General features: G+C 41.0%; 24 protein-coding genes. 5 read left to right on the top strand and 19 right to left on the bottom strand.

What is annotated here, in order from left to right; genetic code table 11:
- Nucleotides 1–66: 66 nt before the first annotated feature.
- From ACGHCK_RS00300 to ACGHCK_RS00360, 13 genes are all read right to left on the bottom strand, one after another.
- A complete protein-coding gene (locus ACGHCK_RS00300; protein WP_251421358.1) occupies nt 67–687 on the bottom strand; it encodes a pentapeptide repeat-containing protein in 621 nt (206 codons plus the stop codon).
- Nucleotides 684–1,400, bottom strand: a complete 717-nt coding sequence (locus tag ACGHCK_RS00305) for an NADPH-dependent oxidoreductase (RefSeq protein WP_251421361.1) — start codon at nt 1,398–1,400, stop codon at nt 684–686. Before ACGHCK_RS00305 ends, ACGHCK_RS00300 begins: the two co-directional genes overlap by 4 nt.
- Nucleotides 1,393–2,277 (bottom strand): primosomal protein DnaI, encoded by an 885-nt coding sequence (dnaI, locus tag ACGHCK_RS00310; protein WP_251421364.1) that lies wholly within the window; start codon nt 2,275–2,277, stop codon nt 1,393–1,395. The genes ACGHCK_RS00305 and dnaI overlap by 8 nt, the downstream gene beginning before the upstream one ends.
- Before the next feature lie 2 nt (nt 2,278–2,279).
- Nucleotides 2,280–3,443, bottom strand: coding sequence for a DnaD domain protein (locus tag ACGHCK_RS00315; protein WP_251421367.1), 1,164 nt, complete (start codon nt 3,441–3,443; stop codon nt 2,280–2,282).
- 32 nt (nt 3,444–3,475) lie between these two features.
- Nucleotides 3,476–3,925, bottom strand: a complete 450-nt coding sequence (gene nrdR / locus ACGHCK_RS00320; RefSeq protein ID WP_202230941.1) for a transcriptional regulator NrdR — start codon at nt 3,923–3,925, stop codon at nt 3,476–3,478.
- A 3-nt stretch (nt 3,926–3,928) separates the two neighbouring features.
- Complete coding sequence (trmB, locus tag ACGHCK_RS00325) at nt 3,929–4,582, bottom strand: tRNA (guanosine(46)-N7)-methyltransferase TrmB (protein ID WP_251421370.1); 654 nt, start codon at nt 4,580–4,582, stop codon at nt 3,929–3,931.
- A 60-nt stretch (nt 4,583–4,642) separates the two neighbouring features.
- A complete protein-coding gene (locus ACGHCK_RS00330) occupies nt 4,643–5,416 on the bottom strand; it encodes a phosphotransferase family protein (RefSeq protein ID WP_251421373.1) in 774 nt (257 codons plus the stop codon).
- 349 nt (nt 5,417–5,765) lie between these two features.
- Entirely contained in the window at nt 5,766–6,029 is a 264-nt protein-coding gene (locus tag ACGHCK_RS00335) for a Veg family protein (protein WP_202230944.1), read from the bottom strand.
- Between the two features lie 108 nt (nt 6,030–6,137).
- Nucleotides 6,138–7,511, bottom strand: coding sequence for a replicative DNA helicase (gene dnaB, locus ACGHCK_RS00340; protein WP_251421376.1), 1,374 nt, complete (start codon nt 7,509–7,511; stop codon nt 6,138–6,140).
- A 3-nt stretch (nt 7,512–7,514) separates the two neighbouring features.
- Nucleotides 7,515–7,967 carry a 50S ribosomal protein L9 gene (gene rplI / locus ACGHCK_RS00345; RefSeq protein ID WP_202230946.1) on the bottom strand — a complete coding sequence of 151 codons (453 nt, stop codon included), beginning with the start codon at nt 7,965–7,967 and terminating at the stop codon, nt 7,515–7,517.
- Nucleotides 7,964–9,931: a DHH family phosphoesterase gene (locus ACGHCK_RS00350; protein ID WP_251421379.1), complete on the bottom strand. Its 1,968-nt coding sequence runs from the start codon at nt 9,929–9,931 to the stop codon at nt 7,964–7,966. The genes rplI and ACGHCK_RS00350 overlap by 4 nt, the downstream gene beginning before the upstream one ends.
- A 69-nt stretch (nt 9,932–10,000) precedes the next feature.
- Nucleotides 10,001–10,654, bottom strand: a complete 654-nt coding sequence (locus ACGHCK_RS00355) for an HAD family hydrolase (protein ID WP_202230951.1) — start codon at nt 10,652–10,654, stop codon at nt 10,001–10,003.
- Nucleotides 10,655–10,756: 102 nt separating this feature from the next.
- Nucleotides 10,757–12,169 carry a Cof-type HAD-IIB family hydrolase gene (locus ACGHCK_RS00360; protein ID WP_251421382.1) on the bottom strand — a complete coding sequence of 471 codons (1,413 nt, stop codon included), beginning with the start codon at nt 12,167–12,169 and terminating at the stop codon, nt 10,757–10,759.
- Between the two features lie 266 nt (nt 12,170–12,435).
- Between ACGHCK_RS00360 and ACGHCK_RS00365 the strand changes: the two genes are divergently transcribed.
- Together ACGHCK_RS00365 and ACGHCK_RS00370 are read left to right on the top strand one after the other, a co-directional pair.
- A complete protein-coding gene (locus ACGHCK_RS00365; RefSeq protein WP_251421385.1) occupies nt 12,436–13,401 on the top strand; it encodes an asparaginase in 966 nt (321 codons plus the stop codon).
- 246 nt (nt 13,402–13,647) lie between these two features.
- Complete coding sequence (locus tag ACGHCK_RS00370) at nt 13,648–13,941, top strand: hypothetical protein (protein ID WP_251421388.1); 294 nt, start codon at nt 13,648–13,650, stop codon at nt 13,939–13,941.
- Nucleotides 13,942–14,043: 102 nt separating this feature from the next.
- On the opposite strand, the gene scrK is transcribed toward ACGHCK_RS00370, so the two are convergent.
- Both scrK and ACGHCK_RS00380 read right to left on the bottom strand, forming a co-directional pair.
- The gene (gene scrK / locus ACGHCK_RS00375; RefSeq protein WP_251421391.1) at nt 14,044–14,919 is read right to left on the bottom strand and encodes a fructokinase ScrK; all 876 of its coding nucleotides are present in this window, start codon (nt 14,917–14,919) and stop codon (nt 14,044–14,046) included.
- 8 nt (nt 14,920–14,927) lie between these two features.
- On the bottom strand, nt 14,928–16,874 hold the full coding sequence (locus tag ACGHCK_RS00380) for a sucrose-specific PTS transporter subunit IIBC (RefSeq protein WP_271328193.1): 1,947 nt from the start codon (nt 16,872–16,874) through the stop codon (nt 14,928–14,930).
- Nucleotides 16,875–17,015: 141 nt separating this feature from the next.
- On the opposite strand from ACGHCK_RS00380, the gene ACGHCK_RS00385 reads away from it, so the two are divergent.
- Together ACGHCK_RS00385 and ACGHCK_RS00390 are read left to right on the top strand one after the other, a co-directional pair.
- Nucleotides 17,016–18,434, top strand: a complete 1,419-nt coding sequence (locus ACGHCK_RS00385) for a sucrose-6-phosphate hydrolase (protein ID WP_251421397.1) — start codon at nt 17,016–17,018, stop codon at nt 18,432–18,434.
- Entirely contained in the window at nt 18,431–19,390 is a 960-nt protein-coding gene (locus tag ACGHCK_RS00390) for a LacI family DNA-binding transcriptional regulator (RefSeq protein WP_394304439.1), read from the top strand. Before ACGHCK_RS00385 ends, ACGHCK_RS00390 begins: the two co-directional genes overlap by 4 nt.
- A 332-nt stretch (nt 19,391–19,722) precedes the next feature.
- On the opposite strand, the gene ACGHCK_RS00395 is transcribed toward ACGHCK_RS00390, so the two are convergent.
- From ACGHCK_RS00395 to ACGHCK_RS00410, 4 genes are all read right to left on the bottom strand, one after another.
- Nucleotides 19,723–21,528, bottom strand: coding sequence for a hypothetical protein (locus ACGHCK_RS00395; RefSeq protein ID WP_271328195.1), 1,806 nt, complete (start codon nt 21,526–21,528; stop codon nt 19,723–19,725).
- Between the two features lie 426 nt (nt 21,529–21,954).
- Entirely contained in the window at nt 21,955–22,878 is a 924-nt protein-coding gene (locus tag ACGHCK_RS00400; protein WP_251421406.1) for a DHH family phosphoesterase, read from the bottom strand.
- A gap of 11 nt (nt 22,879–22,889) precedes the next feature.
- Complete coding sequence (locus ACGHCK_RS00405) at nt 22,890–24,170, bottom strand: DRTGG domain-containing protein (RefSeq protein WP_251421409.1); 1,281 nt, start codon at nt 24,168–24,170, stop codon at nt 22,890–22,892.
- Nucleotides 24,163–24,726 (bottom strand): GNAT family N-acetyltransferase, encoded by a 564-nt coding sequence (locus tag ACGHCK_RS00410; protein WP_251421412.1) that lies wholly within the window; start codon nt 24,724–24,726, stop codon nt 24,163–24,165. Before ACGHCK_RS00410 ends, ACGHCK_RS00405 begins: the two co-directional genes overlap by 8 nt.
- A 276-nt stretch (nt 24,727–25,002) precedes the next feature.
- Here ACGHCK_RS00410 and ACGHCK_RS00415 point away from each other — a divergent pair, with 276 nt between their 5' ends.
- Nucleotides 25,003–26,139: an isochorismate synthase gene (locus ACGHCK_RS00415; protein WP_271328222.1), complete on the top strand. Its 1,137-nt coding sequence runs from the start codon at nt 25,003–25,005 to the stop codon at nt 26,137–26,139.
- Nucleotide 26,140: the final 1 nt, after the last annotated feature.

The raw sequence follows: 26,140 nt of genomic DNA on the forward strand, positions 1-26,140 counted from the left end.
TGTTAAAAATCGCTTCGATAAAAAGCGATTTTTATTATGAAATAAAAAGTTTCGAAAAGCTAAAGCTTAAACAATGTCAATGCCATGCAAAGCTGCAAAAAATGGGACTTGACTCAGATTGACTTTAATATTTTTGGCCAGTTCTGGACTGACATCCAGCCTTTCAAATTGATTAGTTGAAAAGTCAATACCCGCTAAGGAAGTCTCCCAAAAATTGGCCTTCTCTAAATCATTATCCTCAAACCTTACGTGCTTAAATTGACTTGCAATAAAAAGACTTTCTTTTAACGTATTGCCAGAAAAACGCACATTTTTCAAACGGGCACTTGAAAAATTCGCATAGTTAAGTAAACTGTTCTGAAATTGAACATCTTGCAAAAAAGACTGGGCGAACTCTGTTCCAAGAAGTTTACAATCCTTAAAAACGCAGCGGTAAAAACCAAATTTGGAAAACTTAAGGTTTGAAAAGTCACATTTTTCAAATACACAGTCTGTAAATTCTAAATCCGCTTCCACAGACAATTCAAAGCTTACATTTTGCAAATGACAGCTGCTAAATAATTGTCTATCAGCTATATCTATTTCTTGGTTTTTTAAGTGCACTTGATAAGCTTCATTATCTTCTAAATCTTTAAAATCTACAACTTCAAGTTCAGTTGGTAGTTTTGGAGGCAAGATTCCTTTCATAAAAGTCCCTTCACCGTAAGATTTTCCCTTGTTGAAGGATTTTCTGGTTTTCCCCATTGGTCAACCATTCGACTCGACCAAGTTGAGTTTAAGCGGCGCGCTCCAGCATAATCATCTTGGACCTTATCATATTGGCGAAGGACTTCTTCATCTTGCTCAATATATTTTTCTGGGAAAACAAGAGCATCATAAGGCAAGCGAGGCTTGACTGCGTTTACACGTGCTGGTTTCCCCAAGGCAATAGCAAAAATCGGATAGGTATAGTCTGGAAGATTCAAAAGTTCAGAAATCTCACTGGACTGCTCTCGAATCAGACCAACCATGACACCACCATAGCCAAGCGATTGTGCAGCAAGTAAGGTGTTTTGTCCCGCCACGGCAGCATCAACTGACGTGATAAGAAGAGACTCTACACCTTCTGGTTGGAACGTTCCGCCATTCATTTCTACAGCTGTTTTGGCACGATGAAGATCACCTACAAAAACCAAAAAAGCGGCACAGTTCTTAATTGCTTTTTGCGGTTGCTGCGCGAAGATAGCTTCTTTTTGCTCTTGAGATTGCACAACAACAATAGAGTAAGACTGAAAATTTTTCCAGTTTGGCGCTGCACGTCCTGCATCAATAATTGTTTTTAATATTTGTTCAGGAATTTTTTCTTCTGTAAAATTACGGACAGAACTGTGTTGCATCATCAGATTAATTGTTTCATTCATGACGTCGATTTGCTCCTTCTAAACGAACTTCATTTGCCAAATATTTTACACGTTCCATCACACGTTTGGCCGGCCATATCTCATCTGCTTTTTTTGTTTCAGCCAAATGTAGCTCAAGTTCTGTCATATTTAAGTTTGATGTGAAAAATGTTGGTAAGTTTTCTTGCATTCGGTGCTGTAATATAACCTGTAAGATACTGTCACGCACCCAAGCATTATTCAGTTCAGCTCCGATGTCATCCAAGACCAAGACTTCTACTTTTTTGATTTCATTCACCCAGTACTTGGCATTATCAAAGTCTAGGTCAGAAATAAAGGTCGGATAATGCAGCAGAGTAGTTGAAATACCTTTTTTGGCTAACTCATTCGCCATGGCAGCCATGAGGTAAGATTTTCCAACACCAAAATCTCCATAAATGTAGAGGCCCTTTTCTTTTGGATAATTGTCGATGAAGTTTTCTACCTTGCGGAAAAGATCAAACTGATTTTGATTGTCGGTCAATACATCCGCATAAAAATCGATCTGCTTCATCTCTCTAGGCAAGCCGATGATCTGAACACGGCGGAGTTGATTGCTTGCTTCTTGACGACGGGCAAGCTCTGCTGTCGTCTGATAAGAAACATCTGCATAACCGTGATTCATAATCAAGACAGGTTCATAGCCATCGGCCGCCATCTTCTCATGTTTTTCGAATTTTTTTCGCTCTTTGACAAATTCATAAAACTTAGAATAGCTACGCTGTACTTCATCTTCAGTCATTTGATTTTCTGAAATAAAAGCTTGAACCTGCTCATTTTTCATGACTTCAGACACAAGTTTATCGAAATTCCCACGTACATCTGGGCGCTTACTCAAAAGTTCTCCGATTGATTCCATGTTCACTTCTCCTCTCTGTCCTTGCGACGTGAAGCCTTATATTGCTCAAATTTTGCAATATCTTCCGCACTGGTCGTATTTACATAGCTGGCGTTCGACCATTCCGGTGCTTTTTTCACCAATTTTCCCTGATTTTTATGACTTTTATTGTTCTTTTGTCTTTCATCGGCCTTTTGCTGATGCTCCAAGATACGTTTTACCGCCGCTTCAGCATTATAAACTTTATGACGCAGCCAGTCATTGGCCAGCGTGTTCACAAAACTTGAGTTGAGGCTTGATTTTCCCTGCTGAATGAGCACATAATGAATCAAAATATTTTGAACTTGATCTGCTATATTTTGCTTGGTCAAACGATTAAGAATTTTCATTTCTTCCTGTGAGGCAAAGCCACCCGTTTGCTGTTTCAGCTTACTTAAGAAATCAGCAGGAGTTACTTCTTTACTGATAACAATCAAGTCTTGAAAGCCTTTAGGAAATTCAGACAAGGACGGCACGGGCTCAGACTTTCCAGCCAGCATGCTCGCAAGGTGAGCTATGTTCAAAGTCTTATCTGCATTGGCTGTTTGTTCTGCGGCTTTAAACAGTTCATACCAATTTAGGTCAAATTTTTCAGCTAGACTGTAGAGCGATAAAATATCTTGATTTTCATTAGAAAAAGTCAAATGCTGACTTTCCATAATGCTCTTAAAGGAAGTGAGATCAAATTTTTCTGGTTGAGCAAGCTTACTGCTCCTTTCAAACTTGACAGAATAAACTTCATGGAATTTTTTAGTAATTTCCAACGCATTGGGTTCATTTTTCTGAGCAAGCGCTTGAACTTTATTTTCACCAATTCGCGAAATTAATAACTGCTTATAGAAATCGTCTGCCAAAAATTCCTCAAAACTCAAAGGGCTTTTAAGCTCTAAAAAATAGCCAGGTTGTTGGTCAAAAACCCGAACCAGTCCAATCCCTGAAAGCTTGTCTAGCGCGTCAATGAAGGGATTGAGACCAAAATCAAGGTACTCCAAAAAATGAGAAATCTTGCCCGTCGAAAAAACGCGCAAGAGTTGATAAAGTCCAAATGCATCTCGACCAATGATTGGTAAATAAAGCAGCGAAAAAGTATCGGCATCAAAGCTGATTTTTCCTCGATTTAGAATAGAAAATGAATCACCTGGTCTCATAGTTCATCCTTTTATTTCTCTTTTTACAACCGTTAGTCTTTTTTGGTAATCTTTTTAAGTAAATCTTCGATTTCACTTACATCTTTAAATGAGCGATAAACACTGGCAAAACGCACATAAGTAATGTCATCCAAATTCATCAGTTCTTCCATGACAAATTCGCCAATGACTTCTGTACGTACTTCATTTTTTTCTAACTGACGTACTCTTTGTTCAACACGATCAACCAGTTTTTCTATAGCTTCACTGCTTACTGGACGTTTACGTGCACTGCGGACGACTCCTGTGATGATTTTATCACGGTTAAAGACTTCACGTGTATCGTCGCGCTTAATGACCAAAAGCGGCATTTCTTCAATACGCTCAAAAGTTGTGAAGCGATTTCCACAGCTTTCACATTCACGACGACGACGAATCATATTATCTGCTTGGCGTGAATCCACTACTCGTGACGATTCAGATTGACATTTTGGACATCTCATAGCTTAACCTCTCTTTGGGAATTTTGCTTCTAAACGGTAAATCACCTGCCCCTTACTTGAGAATTTTGCTTCATACTCTGTCATTACATTGACTCCGGCAAATTCTTCATCTGCGTGCAAGTCCAACCATACTTTTTCTAAAATCATACCATACTGGCTCATGCTTGCCAAAGAATATTCGAAAAGTCCACGATTATCTGTTTTAAAGTGGATTTCACCTTCTTTAGGCAATATTTGTTCATAAGTTTCTAAGAAAGACTTATAAGTCAACCGACGTTTTTCATGACGTTTCTTGGGCCAAGGATCACTGAAGTTAAGATAAACGCGTGACACCTCCGCATCTTCAAAATACTCTGTTAGAGCCGCGCCATCAACTAACATCATCTGTACGTTAGGGAGGTTGGCTTCTAAAGCTTTGTCCAAGGCATATGACAGCACAGATAATTGCATATCAATAGCGATGTAGTTTATGTCTGGATGTTGCGCAGCCATCCCTGTAATAAAAGCCCCTTTGCCACATCCAACTTCAATATGAATGGGATGATTATTTCCAAAGCGTTCTGCCCAGCGCCCCTTGAAGTCTGCTGGGTTTTCTACAACAACATGTGCGTTATTTTCTAAGTGCTCCGCAGCACCTTTACGATTTCTTACGCGCATTTTTTCTCCTATTTATTGAAAAAATAAGAAGGCAAGCCTCCTGATTTTATTATCTAATTTTTAAAACAAGCGACAAAAATCCTGAAAACGTGATATTTCTTGTTCCGTTTCCTTAATCTGATCCCTCGCCATATACTCTGATATTTGACGCAAAAACGAAAGTTTCCCATACCATATCAACTCACTTTTAATATTTGCTGCCACACCATAACCTGAGTCAAGCAACCATTTTTCCCACTCTTCTGGTTTTATATAATGTGTCAAGACGTGAGCTATATCGACAAGAGGACTGCTCAAAAGTACTGTATCCCAATCTACAAGGTACACTTTATCACTTTCGTCATCCACCAACCAATTCTTGTGGTTCACATCACCATGAACTACAGCAATATCTGTTGCTTTTAATTCCGGAAGAGTTTCAGACAGCTCAATAACAACATTTGCCAAAAAACCATTCGTCTCAAAAATTGAGCTCTTACTCAGCACCTGCTCCAAAAGATCTGCAGGAAACAAAATCTCGTTATCTAGCTTTCTACAGGCTTCGATAAGCTTTTCACTTTGATGCAGATGACGCAAGATTTTGCCAATACGAGAATCATTCATCTCATTCGGTTTCAAAGTATGACCGTTAATCCAAGGCTGAGCAGCTAACATGTCACCTTCTGCCGTACGCTTCGTCCATAAGACCTGTGGCGTAATCCCCTCAAGGTAGACACTTGTCAAAAAGGGGCTGCAGTTTTTTTTGATAAAAACACGCTTATTGTCGCTTTCACCAACAAAAGCATTTCCTGAACCACCTTTGACAGGTATCATTGATAAACTTGAAGATGTCATGTTTACTCCTTTCTTTGGATTTATTTGTTTTTTGTTTGAGAAGTTTTCTAGTAGTGAGTGGTCATAGAACCACCTGCAATAATGTCTAGTGCTTGCTTAAGCTCCTACGGAGACCTTGTATTCACAAGACATTGTAAGCAGTGGTCTACCATTCTGCGGATTGCACAGCGCTAAAGTACTGGCAATCTTACTACCAGAGAACTTCTCGAAAATCCCCCTGCAGGGTGAGCCGCTACGTGAAGTGATTGAATGTTGCAAAGCAAAGTCGACCATTGAGCTTCTATCTAGAGTTTAACTCATCCAACAGTGCTTTAGAAAATTTTTCAAATAAATAAATGAGCGAAACAAATTATTTATTTGGATAGTGAATCAAAATAGTTTGTGTCAAAATGTCCGCATATTGGTAAGACTCTGTTACTTTCGGTCCACGTGTTGGGATGTTTTCAATAATAAAGTGTGTGGCATAAGTCTCGATCAAGTTAACCTTATGACGATTTTCACGTTTACGTCCAAATTGTGATGTAATTTCAATGGTTTGACCAACATGTTCTTCAACTTGTTTTCTGATATCGACGATTTTTCCTACTTCTTGACTTTGATTTTGGTTATCCATTTTACTCTCCAATTTTTCTCTAGAAATGCAAAGGCAGGCGTTTTTCGCCTAGCCTACCATTTTAAATTTTAAATCTTATCCATTATAACATGAATGCTACTAGAAATGCTAGTCTGCATATCGATTATCAATGCTGGCAAATTTATTGTATTCCTTTAGGAAGAGCAGTTCGACTGTACCACGACTTCCTGAACGGTTTTTTTCGATAATTACTTCAACCTTATTGTCCACTTCTGCGATATCATTAAAGTCATCGTCATCTTCCCCCCCTGCACGCTCATAATAATCGTCCCGATAGAGAAAGGCAACGATATCAGCATCTTGCTCGATTGACCCTGATTCACGAATATCTGATAAAACAGGTCGTTTATCCTGACGCTGTTCCACTCCACGTGAAAGCTGACTCAAAGCGATGACAGGAACTTTTAACTCTTTTGCCAAAATTTTCAACTGACGCGAAATTTCCGAAACTTCTTGTTGACGGTTTTCACGGCCTGTCCCTGAAATTAGCTGCAAATAGTCAATCACTATGAGTCCCAAATTTCCGGTTTCTTGAGCCAACTTGCGTGAACGTGCACGAATCTCTGTAATTTTAATGCCAGGTGTATCATCGATGTAAATACTGGCTTTTGAGAGCGTTCCCATAGCAATAAAGTATTGATTCCACTCTTCGTCGTTGAGTTGACCCGTGCGCAGATTATGGGATTCAATCGTCCCTTCAGCAGCCAACATCCGGTTAACTAAGCTTTCCGCCCCCATTTCTAATGAGAAGATGGCGACTGTCTTGTCCTGTTTGGTACCAATATTCTGTGCAATATTAAGGGCAAAGGCCGTTTTACCAACGGCGGGACGAGCAGCAAGAATAATCAATTCTTCTTCATGCAAGCCCGTTGTCATCGCATCTAAAGCGGGGTAACCTGTTGCAATACCTGTAATAGTTGATTTTTGTTTGGCCCGCTCCTCCAGCTCATCCAGATTCATTGACAGGACATCAGAGATACGCCGAAAGCTTGATGTATTTCGACCTTGCTGAACATCAATCAGTGATTTTTCAGCTTCCGCCAGAACGTCCTCGGCAGAATCTTCTTGGCTATAGGCTCTCTCCACACTCTGTGTCAATTTATTAATCAGCTGGCGTAAAAGTGATTTTTCCGCAACAATTTTTGCATAATAGGCAGCATTAGCAGCGGTTGGAGTAGCTGTTGCAAGCTCAGCGATATAGGAAATTCCACCAATCGTATCCAAATCATTTTGATTTTCTAAAAGGGAACGAACCGTTAGAACATCAATAGCTTCACGATTATCCGACAGATGCTCCATCGCACGAAAAATAATCTTATGCGCATTTTTATAAAAATCATCTGCAGATAGAAATTCTTTTACTTCAATCAAGCGGTCACTATCAAGGAAAATAGCCCCCAGAACAGCTTGTTCGGCGGCTAAATCTTGTGGTGGAGCTTTGATAATATCAATATCAGGCATTTCTTATCTCTCACTTACTTTGACCTTGACTGTAGCAGTGACATCACGATGCAGCTTGATAGGAACATCCTTAACACCAAGGGCTTGGATTTTATTGATCAACTGAATTTTGCGTTTATCCACTTTTACATCCAGTTGACTTTGAAGTGCTTTTGCGATGTCAGCCTTATCCACAGCACCAAACGTATGACCTGTCGCTCCAACTTTCATCTTGATTTCAACCATAACACCGTCTTGCTCAAGGCGTTCTTTCAACACTTTAGCAGCAGCGAGTTCCTCAGCCTCTTCTTTCTCTTTCGCTTTAGTCTTACCTTGGAGCTCTGCTATAGCAGCACTTGTTGCAACTTTAGCCAACTTTCTCTTCAGGAGAAAATTATTGGCATAACCTGTTGGTACCTCTTTGATTTCTCCTTTTTTTCCTTGTCCTTTTACATCTGCTAAAAATACTACTTTCATTGTTCTTTCTCTCTTTCCTTAATAATCTTTACTAAATCTTCTTTAACTTCATCAATATTACGTTCATATATTTGGGTAGCAGCTGCATTAAAGTGGCCGCCGCCTCCCATAGCTTCCATGATTGTCTGGACATTGTAATCTTTGAACGAACGTGCTGAGATAGAAATATAACCGTTTTGATGGTTAGCGATAGCAAAAGCGGCTTGAACGCCCGCCATATCAAGCAAAGTATCCGCTGCTTTAGCTATGGCAACATTATCATATTTATGTTCAGGCTTCCCAAGGGCAACGATAATCCCTGGGACAACATATTCAGAATTGAGAATAATTTCGTTAATCTTTTTATATTTTTCAAACTCTGTAGCTAAGATGCTTTTAATGAGGTTGTTGTCTGCGCCTTGTGAACGGAGGTAAGCTGCAACTTCAAACGTACGTGACGTTGTCGCTTTGGTAAAGTGCTTCGTGTCAAGCTCAATACCTGCCAGAGCAATACTCGCATCTGTTACTGTCATTTTAGAATTATACTCATGGAATTGCAAAAGCTCAACAGCTAACTCACTGGCTGAACTTGCACTGGATTCGATGTAAGAAAGTAAGGCATGCTCTGGAAAATCATCATCCCGTCTATGATGGTCAATAACAATCAACTTATTAAAGGACTTATAAAAATCAAGATTTAGAGTTTGGCTTATCTTAGAATGGTCAACCATGATAAGCAAAGAGTTAGCTGTTTTCATATCAAAGGCCTTCTCTAACTTAACAATATGTGCAAATCCTTCCTCTGTTTCATTAATCAAGTCAATCGCCCGACTGACCTCTGGCATGAGCTGATCGGGGTCATAAACTACATAAGCTTCCTTGCCTGATAAGTTGACAAAATTTTTCATCGTAATCGCAGCACCCAGTGCATCCATATCGGGAAAACGGTGTCCTACAATGAAGACATCCTCACTCTCACTAATAATCGTTTGGAGAGCCGTTGAGATAGCTCGAGCACGCGTTCTTGACTTTTGAGTACGACTTTCAGAATTTCCGCCGAAATAAATCGTCTTGGCTTGCGGCGTATTTTCACGAAGGACTGCTTGGTCACCTCCGCGGACTAAAGCAAGCTCTAAGTTGTTGAGTGAGATTTTTCCGATACTTGGAAAATCATTCCAACCATAGGAAACCCCAACAGATAAAGTTAATGGAATTTTACTTTCCGCTGAATTTTTACGGAAGTCTTTCAGCAGAGAAAACTTATCCTCAATCATTCTACTCAAAATACCATAGTCACAGAAAAAGTAGTAACGACTGCTTGATACACGGCGAAGATAAAAACCATATTTACTCGCAAAACTCTCCAAGTTACTCGCAATCAAGCTATTTACTTTGGTACGCTCACTATCTGTAATCAAATCTGTAACATCGTCATAGTTATCTACAGAGATACTGCCAATAACTGCACGACTTTCTTGCAAACTTTCTCGGCTGTTCGCTTCTGATGTAGCATCTGCCAGATATAAAAGATTTTTTTCATCGTCTAAGGTGATAAAGTATTTCTTTTTCTCAATCGTAAAAAACTGATTTCTTTCTTCATGGTATTTTTGAATAATTGACTTGACTTCGTTTTTATCTAATACACGGTCATCACCATGATAAATCAAGTCAATAAATGGATTAAACCATTCAGGTTCATAGGTCTCTTTGTTATAACGTATAACACCTATGGGCATGTTATCTAAGGTTGCATTGAGTGAATTTTCAGCTTCATCATTTATTTTTCTGATAAACTCAACCCTTCTCAAACGATAATTTCGGGCTTGGAGTAAGAGAACAGCTGTTATAATGACATTCATAAGAAAAAGATAGAGCACTGCTATCCATCGTGAACCCGAAAAGACCAGCAAGAGACTTTCCAGAGCTTGTACGATAACCATGGCTAATACAATCGCCACTGGTGAAAATCTCTGTACAATTTTCATTTTCTTCTCCTTTTGTGCATTTGACTCGACTCATGTGGCAATATTTTATAGTGCCTCGGAATCACAGTTTCACTGCGTTCTTTCCAGTTCCTTTTTGACTGATGTTAGATTAGGAAACCAGGCATCTGCAGCAGACTGATCCATCCCAAAGCGCATATCTTCAATAGCCCAAACCATAGCGCCAGCAGCTTTACCAGCCGTAATCCCTTTTTCCGAATCCTCAATAATCAAAGTTTCCTCTGGTTTGACATTCAGAGCCTTCATGCTCAATTGATAAATCTCCGGATGAGGTTTTGTCGCTTTCAAGTCATTTCCCGAAAGGATGGATTCAAAATATGACCGTAAGCCATGTATATCAAGCATCTCTTCAATATCTTGCATCGCAGAACTCGAAGCCAGACCAATTTTGAAGTTATCTGCTCGCAAGGAATCCAAAACATCCTTAACATCTGGGAAAAGTAGTTCTTTGTAAGGAAGGGGTGTCCTATCTTTAAATTCCAAATAGGCAGTCTGTAAAGCTTCTGCTTTTTCATGGTCAAAATCTATACCTAAAATTTGCGGCCAGATTTCTCGCATATTTCCACCAATAAAATCCGAGTGCCTCATGTGGTGAATTGGAATATTATGGCTACTAAAAAATTCTTCACGTCTTTGAGCATAGAATTGTTCCGTATCAACTAAAACACCATCCATGTCAAAAATCACCGCTTTATACTTGCTTATGTTCACCTAAAACTCCCCAGTCTTCTGCTTATATCTGCTCTATTATAACATATTTTTCAGTTGAAGATTGTGCAGAAAAGGCAAAAACCGCTTCAAAGCGACTTACTTTTCTTTCTTCCTGTTATTTGCTTCCCTTAATCCTGCCTTTCGTAGAGCAATTCTTTTCTGTCTTTCCAACTCTCGCTCAATCTTTCCTTCTGGGGCATATTTGTCTTCCCAATCCTCAGGCTTAAGTATTTTATGCGTTTCAGGATCAAAATGGGGCTGACCATCTGGGAAGATTTTTCCCATATTTGCATCATGCACAAAGTTAAAAATCTCGTAAGGGTCCACTCCGGCTAGCACCAAACTTCCATAAGTAAAATAAAGAAGATCAACTAGCGCATCAACTTCTCCAATCAAAGGGGCTTCATCTTTGGCTTTACGCTTCACTTTGTCGACTGCTTTGTCAATATCCGTATGCAGATTTGCAGCCAGCTCATCAAACTTATCCCTATCACCATTTGCTGAGGCATAGAGGAACTCCACAATTTCTTCTACTTTAAATCCTGCACGATATCCTGCTTCCATAGGAGGAAAAGCCCGTGGAATTTCCTGACTACGCCCATCCATCATCCTGTGAAACTCTTTGACCTTATTAAAGTTTTGATCCCGGGAGATGAAGTTGTTCGTTGTTGAAAAATCAATGAGACCATAATACGCAAGAGCCTTGGCAATGCCATCATGGTTATTGCTTGCCGTAACATGTGTTGCTTTCTCCTTAACGGCTTTTGAAGCATTTCCCATTGCGATACCGTACTCCACATGTGTTAGCATGTCCAAGTCATTTTCTGAATCCCCAAAAGCCATGACTTGATGAAAGTCAAAACCATAATGCTCACCAACTCTTTTGATTCCGCGTAACTTCCCTGAATCGCAGGGAATCATATCTACAGAATAAGGATTACTCCGTGTAATCATCAAATTTGGAAATTCTTTTTCCAGCGTCTTTGTTTCTGACTGGGTAGCAACCATCATCACCTGATATATTGGCTCACGTAGGATATTCAAAAAATTTGACTGAGGCACGACACGGCGCACAATATGCTTGAAACTGTTTCTTGCTATGTCTGAAGTACCAGAAGGTAGTATTCCTGAAATAATACCTGCCATGCGTGTTTCACCAAACTTTAAAAGTTTGGAACCATTAACACCATGGGCTGTTCCAAGGGAGATATCTCGATGATGGTCCTTTGCAAAACGAACAATCTGACGTAAGGTCTTCTTATCAATCTCCTCGGCATGTAAAATATCCTTTGGCGTAAAAATATATTGCCCATTGTAAGTTACAGCAAAGTCTAAATGGAGCTCCTCCATCAAGGGCAGAGTAAAAGCAGGACCTCGTCCCGTAGCAATTCCAACTAATATATCTTTGCGTTTTAATTCATCAATAGCTACTCTTGTACTTGGAGCAATTGCTCTTGTTCCTGTAAAAAGAGTGCCATCTAAATCGAAAAATACTGCTTTTATATCCATTTTCCTGTTTTTTGCCCTATACTTATAAAATTTCTATACTTGTCCTTGTTTTCTGCTTAACTTTTTATACCCTTCAAGAACTCTATCCTACTAATTATACAAGTTTTCCCCTTGAATTTCCATGAATGATGACCATTTTGCACACAAATTTCCCATGTTTCTATGCAGGTTACTATTTTCAAAATAAAATAATCGTTTAACTTGACCCCTTGCAAATATGCTATAATAGAGTTGTTTTGATAGGAGTTTGGAAAGGAAAATGATTGATGAAAAAGATTTTAGTGTTGCATACTGGGGGAACTATTTCTATGGCTGAAGATGCTAATGGTCGTGTAGCTCCGAACGCAGTGAATCCTATGAATGCTGTAAATATGCCTCTTGATTCGATTCACATGGTCTCCGAGGATATCTTTAACCTCCCCAGTCCCCACATTACTCCCAATGAAATGCTGTTGCTTAAGAATCGGATTAATAAAGCTTTTGCTCAAGAAGATTTTGACGGTGTTGTTATCACGCACGGGACAGATACGCTTGAAGAAACAGCTTTTTTCTTGGACTCAACTATTCCACGAGGTAAACCAATCGTCCTAACAGGAGCGATGCGGTCAAGTAACGAACTTGGTACTGACGGTATTTACAACTTCCTCAGCGCCCTTCGTGTCGCTGCTGATGATGCTTCTCACGACCGGGGTGTATTGGTTGTGATGAATGATGAGATACACTCTGCACGCTATGTCACCAAGACACACACAACTAATGTGTCGACTTTCCAAACCCCAACACACGGTCCTGTTGGCTTAGCGACAAAACACAAACTTTTTTATTTCCATACAGACAGTGAAAACCAGCATCTTGATATCTCTTCTGTTCAAGGAAAAGTTCCCATTGTTAAAGCTTATGCCGGTATGACTGGTGAGGTCTTTGATCTTTTTGACCTAAGCAGTCTCGATGGTCTGGTGATTGAAGCACTTGGTGCGGGCAATCTTCCTCCAACAGCTGCACAAAAATTGGGGCATATCCTTGCTATGGACATCCCTGTTGTTCTGGTGTCCCGCTGTTTTAATGGTATCGCTGAACCTGTTTATGCTTATGAAGGCGGTGGTTCTAAGTTGGCGGAGGCTGGTGTCATGTTTGCACCCGAAGTCAATTCACAAAAGGCGCGTATCAAGCTTCTCATTGGTCTAAATGGTGGTCTCCACGGCGAGCAGCTCAAAAATTTTGTTGAAAATTAAGAAAAGAGGAGCTGTGAAAAGATAAAGCAGCCTTTCTCTCCACTCTATAAGACTCATCATATAAATGAACTCTAACAATATTTAGAAAAGTTACTTTTTAGTAACTTTTTTTGCTTGCCCCCTACTCACTAAGGCAAATCCCTTTGGTTTAAGCTAATATTAGGACACCGCTTAGATTCATTAAAGGTGAGTATTGTAAAATGCTATTAAGCTAGCTTAAAAAACACAACAATGGAGGACAACAAAGTGAAATTAAAAGCAATCGTATTAGGGGCAAGCCTGCTCTCTGTATTGGGCGTAAGTTCAATAGTGGCTCATGCTAATATGCAAGAGCAAGGAGCATCCGCAAGCTCAAATGAAGAAATTTTCAAAAAATTTGATGAAATCAAAGCAACAGCGCCCAAAGTTGATATCCAAGAAACTTTAAAAGAAAGCAATGCTCAAGAAATTAGTGGCATGACCGAATATGGAGCAAATGGTGAAGAAACATCGGTTTACTCCCTAGACGGCGAAAAAACATGGGTACAAGATAACAAGTAATAGAATAAACATCTTCTAGTAGAAATCTGGGAAAGATATAAAAACGCTCAACGACTGCCTTCATGTGCAATCGTTAAGCGTTTTTTCAAGCCCTGAATAAAGTCAGTCCTTTTTCGTTAGCACTTCGCTTGCTAGAGCAAAATTTCCAAGAGTTGCTGAACCATTATTTTTAATGCTTGGTGCAACAATATATTCTTCTATCTTGCAAGGGAGGTCCACATAGTTGTTCAGCAGCTGTTCAAACTGCTTATGCACGCGTTCCAGCATATGTTCTTGTCCCATCACACCTCCACCAAAAACAATCTGTTCTGGTGCTAATGTCAACGTTGCATTGACTGCAAGCTGTGCAATGTAATAGGCTTGAATATCCCAAACCGGTGAATCTGCTGGAACGTTCTCTCCACGAATTCCCAAACGTGCTTCAATCGACGGGCCTGCTGCCAAGCCTTCAACGCAATCTTGGTGAAATGGACAAATGCCTGCAAAATCCAAATCACCTGGATGACGTTTGACAAACTGATGCCCCATTTCAGCATGAGAAACAGCCCCAATAAACTTACCGTCCTGTATTGCTCCTCCGCCAATTCCGGTGCCAATCGTAAAGTAAACCAGTGATTTTTTCCCTGTCATGAACATTTCACCATAGGCTGAACTATTGACATCAGTGGTAAATGCCATCGGAATGTCGAGCGCTGTTTTCAGTTTGCCCAGCAAATCAAAGTTTGCCCAGCCCTCTTTTGGAGTTGTAGTAATGAAGCCATAGGTCGCACTGCTCGGGTTGACATCAATGGGACCAAAAGAGCCGATCGCGAGGGATACAACAGGATTTTGCTTGAAAAACTCAATCGTTTTTTCAACGGTTTCATCGGGAGTTGTCGTTGGAATTTGTATAGATTTGACAACTTGATAGTTTTCATTTCCAACAGCTAAGACAAATTTTGTTCCTCCTGCCTCAATCGAACCATAATATCTCGTCATAAAACCTCCTATTTGGTCAGTGTGAGTAGAGCCTCACCTACTTTGACTCTTGTGTTTTCCTTAAGTGGCTGAACTTCAGAAAATTCTGCAGTATTTGTGACAATTACCATGACAGTATCATCAAGTCCTGCATCCTCAATAGCCTTTCTATCAAAGCTTCCCAATAAATCACCTTTTTTAACAGTTTGACCGGCGGTTACCTTTTGCTCAAAACCTTTTCCAGCCATAGACACTGTGTCAATTCCGATATGGAGCAAAATCTCAGCACCTTGGGCTGTTTTTATCCCATAGGCGTGTCCTGTTTCATAGGCAATCATAATTTCACCATCAGCTGGTGCAAAAATTTGACCTTCAGAGGGTTTAACCGCGATTCCTTTTCCCATCACTTCTTTCGAAAATACAGGGTCATTGACAGCGTTGAGCGGAAGAGCTTCACCGTTTAGCGGAGCTGCTATTTCTTGGCTCTCACTCTTTAAGACTGTCACCGTTTCAACTGTTTCGTCCTTCTTTTCCTGTTTTTCAACTGCTGCCTTTTTCGCTTCAATGGGTTTTCCGTAAATATATGTTACCACAAAGGCTAATACAAAGCTAATCAGAATTCCAACAAGGAACATCGGAATACTGCCTGCCTTGATGGAAATGAAGCCCAAAATACCAGCAGATCCTAGACTTGCAGCAAGCACATGGAAAAGTCCCATAAACAAGCTGGCAATTCCTGAAGCACCTAGCGCAATAAAGAAAGGATACTTGTACTTCAAGTTCACTCCGAACAGTGCAGGCTCAGTGATACCAAGTAAGGCAGACACACCTGATGGTGCTGCGAGAGCCTTGGTTTTCTTATTTTTTGTGATAAAGAAGATAGCAAATGTCGCTCCAGCTTGTGCCATGTTAGCAGCGGAAGCCACAACGAAGATAAAATCTCCTCCCTGACCTGTTTTTTGAAGATTAGCAATCAGCATCGTTTCGATAGCTGGAAAACTTTGGTGAAGCCCAGTAATGACAATAGCTGAATAGAAAGAACCAAAAATTCCCATTCCAAGCCAACCTGCTATATTGTAAAAACTAACTAAGCCGTTTGTTAAAGCATCCGCAACCGTACGCAGAACTGGTCCCACAATTGTAAAAGATAAAAATCCAGTAATAATAACAGAAAGTAAGGGAGTAAAAGTAAAGTCAACCGCATCATTCAAATGTTTGTGGAAGAATTTTTCCAGCTTAGCCAAGATGTAGGCAATGGCGATGACAGGTAAAACCTGTCCTTGGTATCCTGCTTGTGCTATGTTAAGCCCAAAAATATTCCAGTAAGGCATCGTATTATTTGCCACAGCTTCAGCAACATTGTAACCATTGACGAGACTCGGCATAACAAGAATCATCCCCATCACTGCACCGAGATAAGGGTTCCCTCCAAAGCGTTTTGTCGCAGAATAACCGATCAGGATAGGAAGGAAAGTAAATGGCGCAGCTGCCATTGTATTAATAATTCCTGCTACATCTTTCCAAGCCGGATACATCTCAATCAGAGATTTTGGTCCGAAAAGTCCAGCACTTGTAAATACATTGTTAAGTGCCATAAGAAGACCGCCCGCAACTAAGGCTGGAATCAAGGGAACAAAAATGTCTGACAAGAGTTTAACGAGAGCCATCAATGGACTTTGCCGTTTCTGACTCGCTGCAATCTCTTTCAAATCTGTTGTAGACACCTTAGAAACTCCGGTCATTTTGACAAGTTCGTCATAAACAACGTTAACATCCCCAGGCCCTACAATAATTTGATATTGTCCGGCAGTTTCAAACGTTCCTTTCAAATCTGGATCATTGTCTAAGGCTTCTTGGTCAATTGTGCCACTGTCTTTTACAACCAAGCGCAATCTTGTCGCGCAATGCGCAGCAGCTTGTAAATTATCTCTGCCAACAGCTTTGAGCACCCGCTCTGCAACTTCTTTGTGGTTCATATGTTTATCCTTTCAAAATTCTTTTCATTTACAAAGCTTAGTTTAGCATTTTTCATTTTTTATGTCAAACGTTTATCATATTTAAATTAATCCACCAATCTACAACTTGATTTTATGCGAGAAAACGTTTATCATAAGTATATGGAAAATATGGAAAACACTCAAACTTGGACAAGAAATGAACGTTACAGAAGTTATGACAGCTATTCTGTTGATTATTTAGAAGCTTTGAAGAAGAGCGTGTCTCGCTCTCCTTGGCGCGCTCGTTTTCACATCGAAGCGGAAACAGGACTTCTCAATGATCCCAATGGCTTTTCTTACTATAATGGGAAATGGCATTTATTTTATCAGTGGTTCCCATTTGGTGCGGTTCACGGACTGAAATCATGGGTGCATTTGACAAGTGAGGATTTGGTGCATTTCGAAAAGGACGATGTCCTTTTGTTACCAGATACCACTTTTGACAATGCTGGTGCATACTCTGGCTCCGCCTTACCTATTGATGGAAAACTCTTTCTCATGTATACAGGCAATCATCGTACAAAAGATTGGACACGTATTCCTTACCAACTGGGCGCATTTTTAAACGAAAGAAACGAGCTCAATAAATTAGAGAAACCAATCATCGAACCTGATTTTTCCGAGGTTACTGAACATTTTCGTGATCCCCAAATTTTTAGACATGACGGCTGTATTTATGCTATAATCGGTGGACAAGATTTGCAGGAAAACGGGATTATTAAGCTCTATAAAAATGAAAACAAGGACTTAAGAAGTTGGCAAAAAGTAGACAACTTGAAATTTACAAGTGATAAAATGGGCTATATGATTGAATGCCCAAACTTGGTTTTTATTGACGAAAAACCTATTTTGATTTTCTGCCCGCAAGGACTGGACAAGACAATCAGCGCTTATGACAACATCTACCCAAATATGTACATAGCAGCCGAACATTTTGACGCTGACAGTGCAGAGTTGGTCAATCCCTCAAGATTAAGAAACTTGGATGATGGCTTTGATTGTTATGCGACTCAGGCTTTCAATGCACCAGATGGTCGGGTTCTGGCTATTTCTTGGCTGGGATTACCTGACACAAACTGTGCAACAGATGCTTACGGCTATCAAGGTGCCTTATCCCTTGTCAAAGAGTTGAGCTTAAAAAATGGGAAGCTCTATCAATACCCTGTAGAAGCTCTTAAAAGCCTGCGGCAAGAGGAACAAGATTTAAACTTATCAAAAGTAAGTCTAAAAGAAAATGCCTATGAGTTAGAAATTGATTTTGCTGCGCAAGAGTCAACCGAACTTACCCTAATGGATGGTGCACTTTTGATTAAATTTGATAAGGAATGCAAAAAAGTCACCGTGATTCGTGGCAGTGAAAAACGGCAGGTTGAGGTCAACATTCATCAAGTGAACATTTTTGTTGATGAATCTATTTTTGAGATTTTTATCAATAAAGGAGAAAAAGTCTTATCAGGACGCGTTTTTCCAGATAAAGACCTCAAAACAATTTCTGCGAGTCGTCTAACACAAGTCAAACTTTGGAATTTAGGAAAATAATGGTAAAACTAGAAGACGTTGCAAAAAAAGCGGGAGTAAGTTTAACAACAGCTTCGCGCGTGATTAACCGCAAGGGGTATCTGAGCAGTAATACGATTCAAAAAGTGGAGGATGCTATAGCAGAGTTGCACTATACGCCAAACGCTGCAGCACGAAGCTTGCAAGGGAAATCTTTGAAACTCATTGGTTTGGTTTTCCCAAATATTCAGAATATCTTTTATGCCGAGCTGATTGAAAAAATTGAGCAAGAGCTCTTTAAAAAAGGCTATAAGTCCATGCTTGCCTTGACTGAACACGACAAGCAAAAAGAACGCGATTATCTGTCCCTTCTCTTATCCAATCAAGTCGAAGGCATTATCTATGGCAGTCATAATTTATCACCTGACGAATACAGCAGTATTCAAGCGCCAATAGTCGCGTTCGACCGTCTTCTAACGCCTGAGACAACCGTTGTCGGCCCTGATAATTTTCAAGGAGGGCAGCTTGCAGCGGAAGCACTGGTTCAGACCGGAAGTAAAAAGATTGCCTTTTTCGGCAGTACGGATAACCCTTTCTCCATTACAAATTTGCGGCGGGAAGGCTTCCTTTCTTCTCTTGAAACACAAGGTCTGGAGGCAAGTGTCCTGAACTTTTCTTCAAGTTTAACTGTCACAAGAAAGTCCGCTCAGATTAAGCAAACTTTACTGGAGCATCAATTTGACGGTATCTTTTGCACGGATGATTTAATGGCACTGCTTGTCAAAAACATCGCTCAGGAGCTTCATCAAGAGCCTTATGTTATCGGTTTTGACGGGACAGAGTTCATTCAAAATTATGAAACAAGTCTGACAACCGTCAAGCAACCGATTAGTGACTTGGCAGAACTTCTTGTGGAACTCCTTCTTAAGAAAATTGCCGGTGAGACACTTGCACATAGCTATCAGCTCCCTGTTAAATTACACATTGGCGAATTATAAAAATCAAGAAGGTTTACGGGAGGCTACTTCTGCACGTAGTATCCCTCTTAAGCTAAAAAGGCACATTTTTTGGTTGTTTTAGACAGCCTGCCCTTGATATTGTATATTCACGCTCATTATTGCGATTGTAAAAATATAAAAAAATAGACCGAACTTTTTGGTCTATTTTAGTTTGAAAAAGCCAGCCGTCTTAAACGGTTTCTTTGGCGCTTGTTTGCACAAGCTCTCTTTCTTTGTCTTTATTATACAATTAAACGTTTCTTGCAGAGGTGCTGCAGTTCTCTCCGTGTGCCTTTTTCTTGAATTGAAGAATGTAAGCGCTACAAGAAAGGTTAAAAACTAGAGGTCCATGCGCCGTCTTGGTCACGGAGGATGAGGGCGGGGCGCGGAACATGAAGAGAGGTATCCACAATACCAGCAAGATGCGCCATAAGTCCCCCGTTTGCCCACCATGTAGGAGAAGGCGCAATTATCCACGGTACATTATGCCTAGCCAATGTACGAAGTGCCCAAGTTCCATCCCACCCTGTACCACCCGAACTATTCCTTGAATTACGGTCTGGAAAAGCTAAACCTGAGCCAGAGGCACGTACAACATCAGCCATAGATAGGGCGAAAGCTTTCTTCTCCCCACCCGGAGTATACATGGTGATATCGTCACGCATTGCAGCTGGTACTGAAGGATGATTCAGATCAAACTTCCAGTTGATGTCACCCTCGACCCAGATATCTGTTGGATTATTCACACTGCCACCAGGATCGAGCCAACCACTTGCTGCTGTAGTCCAGAAACCCTCGGGCGCATTGGCAAAATCATCTGGGAATGTTGCTTGAACAGGTTGTACCTGTCGTCTGATGACACTCGGTAGCGCATCATGGAAGTCACGCATTCTACTGTCAATTATGGAGCCGTTGTAACTTGTCGTTCCCTCCGTTCCCCATTGTCCAGCACCAATTCCAGCATTATGTAAAACCAGATGATTTCCTTCACCCTTGTTCTCAAGGTAGCGGTATTGCGTGCCACGCATAGAGAAAATCTGTCCCGGTTCCAGCTCACCAAGGATAGGTAAGCCATTACGCACTTCATCCACCAGTTGCTTGGCAAGGTCGCTGTGGTTTTCGTTACTTCCCTCCCATAGTGCCGACACATCATTATCTGTGTTAGACACCATATTGGCTACAGCCTTAATGCCATAATAATAATCTCCCCGAATCCCGCTTGTCGCAAAGTTAGCCTGATCGAGAAGGAAAGAGGTGGCTTCCTCTGGGAAAAGCAGATTGGCCCAGTAAGCCCAGCCTGTCTGGGGATCCACCACCCAGAAGTTACCGACACGGTCTTGAACGGGCAGGGCATTCCACTGACTGAGCAACATGACCGGTTGGTCTTGGATGACAGTTTGGCGAGCCGTGTGTGTCCCGTCTTCAGTATCGGGCGGTGTTCCTAGGAGTGAGGTGGCTGTGCTGCCACTGTTCCAGTAGCCATCTGTACCATTCCCGGGATGTGTGACCCCTGTGGCATCTGCGCCGGCATTGGTTCCATCAGGGCTAGCCGATGTATCGGCTTCTTCTCCCGACTGGGTCCAGTCACGCCCGTCTCCTGCAGCGGCTGTCTTGTGGTCATCGCGGGCGCGGTTAAAGGTCGGCATGAAGTAGGGAGCATTCAGCTGCCCAGAGCCGTCTGTGGCTGCTCGGGGATTCCAATCGACGGTCCAGCGGGCACGGGCATTGAAGACAGCGCCCGGTCCGACACGTTGGCCAACTGTATTGCCTGAGGCTTCTGGTGTCCAAGACGTCCATGTGCCTGTGTCTTCTTTGATGGGTTGGACTGCGTTGCCCTCTGCCACCTCTTGTGAGTCGGCTTGGACCAGAGATTCGCCATTGATTTCCATGTATTCGAGGAGTTTTACACGCACCAAGATAGGCGCATCGCCAAAGTTCTCGGCGAAGACATCCTTGTTGCCTGAGACGCGGTCAAAGTAGTCGTGCAGACGGCCTACTTCTTCGAAGTTAATATTTCCACTTCGGTCATTGATGGCCCGCTGTGTGAAGGAGAACCATGCAAAGGTCCCTGAGATGAGCAGCAGGACGGAGAGTATGGCTAAAAGGATTCCTAGTTTTTTCCTGTTTGTTGAGTACATTTTATTTCTTCCTGTCTTTTAATTCTTATGAGTGTGAGAAGCCTTATGACTTTTGGAGTCACAACCAATAGTTTTATCTTTGGTGCACGGCAAAAAACGTCCCAGTTATCCGGAACGTTTTGGTGCATACGAAAAAGAAGGGGAATCTACCGCCTGTTTATGTGTGTTGTGTTGTGTTGTGTTGTGTTGTGTTGTGTTGTGTTGTGTTGTGTTGTGTTGTCTGATTATAAGTCATTGGGGGGCTTTCTCCAAATACAATGATATCTCTCATCATATTTTAACATGTTACTTAATATTTACGAAATGTAATCATAACACTTTTGTTACAATGATATCTCTAGAAAGAATGTTTATTAAAAAAGAAGCACCAATATCCTCTATAATCACAAAAAATCAATCCCATAATCTCGGATTGATTTTTATACTTTATTTCAAATTAGCCTGTAGTTCTTGCCAAATTTGCTCGTTTTCTTCTAAAGAGTAGGAGTTAGCTCCTGAAGCCAAAGCATGCCCCCCGCCGTCATGTCGCTTGGCAATCTCATTGATAGGCTTTGTTTTTGAACGCATACGCACACGGTAGTGTCCATCTTCTTGCTCCACAAAGATAGCCCAAGACTGGACCTCTCGGATATTTCCCGGTGTCCCTACGATACTTGAAGTTTCTGCATCACGTAAACTAAACTTTTCCAAAATCTCTTTGCTTAAAATCACGCGCGCTGCACCATTTTCAGAAATTTCAAGGTTTTCATAGACATAGCCTTGCAGGCGTGCGACGTTCATATCAAAGGAAGTCATTTCCCGCCCTAGCGCTGGACGATCAAAGTCATATTCTGCTAACTTACTCGCAAGATATAAAGTTTGGGCTGATGTGGCAGGATAAAGAAAACGCCCCGTGTCTCCAACAATTCCACCATAAAGGAGTCGAGCTGCCTCTGCATTCAACTTTAATCCCTGTGTTAAAGCCAAGTCGGTGATGATTTCTGAAGTGGAACTTCGTGCTGGCTCAACCAGACGCAAGTCACCATAAGCATCGTCATTGGGATGATGGTCTATTTTGATAACATAATCTGCCTCCTTCCAGCGGTCGTCATCAATGCGGGGAGTATTTGCTGTATCACAAATGATACTCAGATAGGAAGTGTCAGACTCTAAATTTACCTGATCCATTACTGCCAAGTATGTCAGTGTTGGTTCATCATATCCAACAGCATAGATTTTTTTTTCAGGAAAATTCTCTCTCAAAATAGCTCTTAGTCCGCACTGTGACCCAAGTGCATCGGGATCTGGATTTTTATGACGATGAATGAGAATCGTATCGTATGCTTTAATTTTTGTAATAATATCTTTCATAATTTCTTTCCTCATGTAATTTGTAAGTTTACGACAGCTTTAGCAATAATGTTATTGATGTAATAAATCTCAATATCCACCACTGCACCTAAACGCGTTTCATTAATGACTTTAGGATAAATCTCCAAAAGGTTATCAATCGCTACAGTCCCCATTAAGTGGAGATTCATTGACTCTAGGATGACATTTCTGCGGCGCCTTTTGTCTAAGGTGCGCTGCACCACTATGGTCACAATTTCTCCCAGCGCAGCACTGGAGATATTTCCCACATTGTTAACCATCAGCGGCTCAACCATAACAGTATATGCGGAGCCTTTTTCACTAATCTTTCTGGACATATCTTCACTAAAGGTATGTGTCACTTGATTTTCTTCTTGACTCCTTTGAAGACTCTCTAAAACCTCAGACTTGGTCACAACACCTGCATAAGTATAGTCCTTATTCACAATAGGCATAATATCATACCCTTCGTGAATCATCTTTTGTGAAATGCTGGCAACAGTCATTTTTTGCTTGGCAACTTCTGGAGAATTCATCAATTTGTTGATCTGCGTGTCCAAGTTTTTGTGAGCAATATCTCGCATAGTCACGACACCAACAACGATACGATGAGGGTTGACAACAGCAAAACGGCTTAAGTTCGTCCGCTTCATGAGCTCCATAAAGTCCTTAACCGTATCTTCTTCTCGAAGAACCGGACGGTGATCGTGGGAGATTTCTGCCACCGTCATGATATCTTTTTTTATCAGTTCATTTGCCAAAGCATGACTGATACGGTTTGCGACTGTAAAAGTATCAGCTGTCGCTCGCAACAGTGGGATGCCCATCTCATTTGCATAGTCAATGACATCTTGATCAACTTCAAATCCTCCTGTGACCAGCACAGCACTCTGCCCATGAAGTGCCATACTCTGAATATCTTTCCGATCCCCAACAATCATCAGACTGTTTTTCATCAGATATTTTTTGACACTTTCGGGTTGCATGGCTCCGATAGAAAAGCGGCTAAACTCGACATCTAAGCCAGCATGTCCCCCAAGAATTTCGGCATTGGCTACTTCTGCTATCTTACCGAAAGTCAGCTTGTTTCTACGCTTTTGACCTTTTATAGAGACTCGAACTGTACCTGAGCGGTCATTGACTGCCACTAAACCACGATTTTCCGCCTCTTTGATGGCCCGATAAGCTGTGCCATCTGCTACGTTTAAATGATTCGCGATACGCCGAACACTGACTTGTTTTCCAATGTCGAGTTTTTCTATATAATTTAGAATTTCTTCGTGTTTAGACATGATCTACTCCTGCTGCTTGATTTCTTTTTATTTCATACTTTTCAAATTCAGATATACGTCCGGTATATTGATTGCTTCCTTTGAAACGCTCTACTCGCCTGTATCCTGCTTTTTTTGCGACCTTAATTGAACTGTAGTTCTTTGTGTCACAGTTGAGCACCATGGCTTTTAGCCCTATTTGCTGGAGGCAAATATCTGTTAAAACTTGCAAGGCCTCAGTCATCAGCCCTTGATTCCAGTAACGCTTATTGAGCACATAGGCGATCTCCGCGACCTCCTCACGTTCAGAAAGTCTGACACACTGTAAGACCCCAATCATCTTTTTCTGATCTTTTAGCTCTATCGCCCACTTTCCCAAAGGTTCTTTCATGAAATGATTGGCGAGGACAAACTGAGTTTGTTCCACAGTACGATGAGGTGGAAAGATAAATTCAAGATTAGCTGCATCAGAACTGTATTCAAACATGTCAGCCGTATCTTTCATGGAAAAAGGCCGAAGCCACAGTCTCTTACTTTCTATCTTCTGATGCTCCGCAAGTCCTACATAGATATTCATTCAGTTCTTTCCAGTTTCTTCTATATTTTTTAATAAGTTTATTATATCACGTTCTTTCCCCTATCTGTGATATAATTTCAGACTGAACTATAATTAGAATACCGTCAAATCCGCATAATCACCAATATTAAAGGCATTTCAATAAAAAAGACCTAAATGAGGTCTAATGAGTTGTTACTCAAACATAGTTAAAAACGTAACCAAGCACCTACCGCGTAACAAAGTTGGCTCTATTCCTGACCTAATTACTCTAATCTGTGATATAATTTCATTACTATGAAGTATAGACGGATAAATCTCAAATTAAAGCACCCGCTTGCTTTTTGGTCTGCCTTTCCTGACCCCAGTGAGCGTTTTTTTTGGTACGATAGTCAAAAGCAAACTTTGATTATTGCGAGTCAGAGACTAACAACAGTTCAAGAAAAGGAGATAAAAAACTATCCTTACGTTTTCTATAGTCAAAGTTTTTTTGAACAGGTGAAGGGTGAGCTTTGGCAAGATATGGGCAATGAAATCATCGCTTTCAAACATTACTACATCCAAACAAAGACAGACTCTTATGTCCTGTCGTGTGATCCCCTTCCCGATATTAAGGACCAAGAGACTGTCCTTCAGCATCATAGCTACGAAGAGGAAGCGCCAGAGTATACGGAGTGGGTAAAACTTTACAAGAAACTTCAAGAAAACATCACTAGCGGAAAAACTGTCAAAATCGTTGCTTCTAGAGAAGTAAAATTTACCAGTCTTACTCCCTTCAATGTTGAAGCAATCCTTGAACGTCTTGTGCAAAACAATCTTGGAGCTTTTATCTTTGCTTATCATAAGTCCGGCAAAACCTTCCTGGGAGCTTCACCGGAAATTTTGGTCCAAAAAACTGGGAATCAGGTGCTGAGTTATGCTTTAGCAGGCACGATGCCCCGTGCTCTTGAAAATGGAGCACAGCTTTTACTGAAAGACTCGAAAAATCTTCAGGAACATCAGATTGTTGTCCAAAAAATTAAAGAAAAATTGTTGGAGAAAGTTTCACAAGTTAAAATTGAGCAAACTGACATAATGACTTTAAAAAATGTTTATCATTTACAAACAGTTTTAAAAGCTAAGGCTGGTGAGCATTCCCTAATCGACTGGACAAAGCATCTTCATCCAACACCTGCGTTAGGCGGTCATCCCAGCCGTGCTGCACTTGACTTTTTACGTGCAAACGAAAAACACGAGCGGGGGTTATATGCTGCGCCTTTAGGGCTCATTGATTCCCAAGGCAACGGCACAATCATCGTTGCGATTCGCTCTGCACTTCTTAAGGATAAAGCCTGTTACGCTTATGCCGGATGTGGAATTGTTGCTGCTTCTGACTGCCAGGCTGAATTTGATGAAACAAAAATAAAACTAAAAACAATACTTGAGGCTCTTTAAG

The organism is Lactococcus muris, assembly GCF_042849115.1.
Classification (GTDB): domain Bacteria; phylum Bacillota; class Bacilli; order Lactobacillales; family Streptococcaceae; genus Lactococcus; species Lactococcus muris.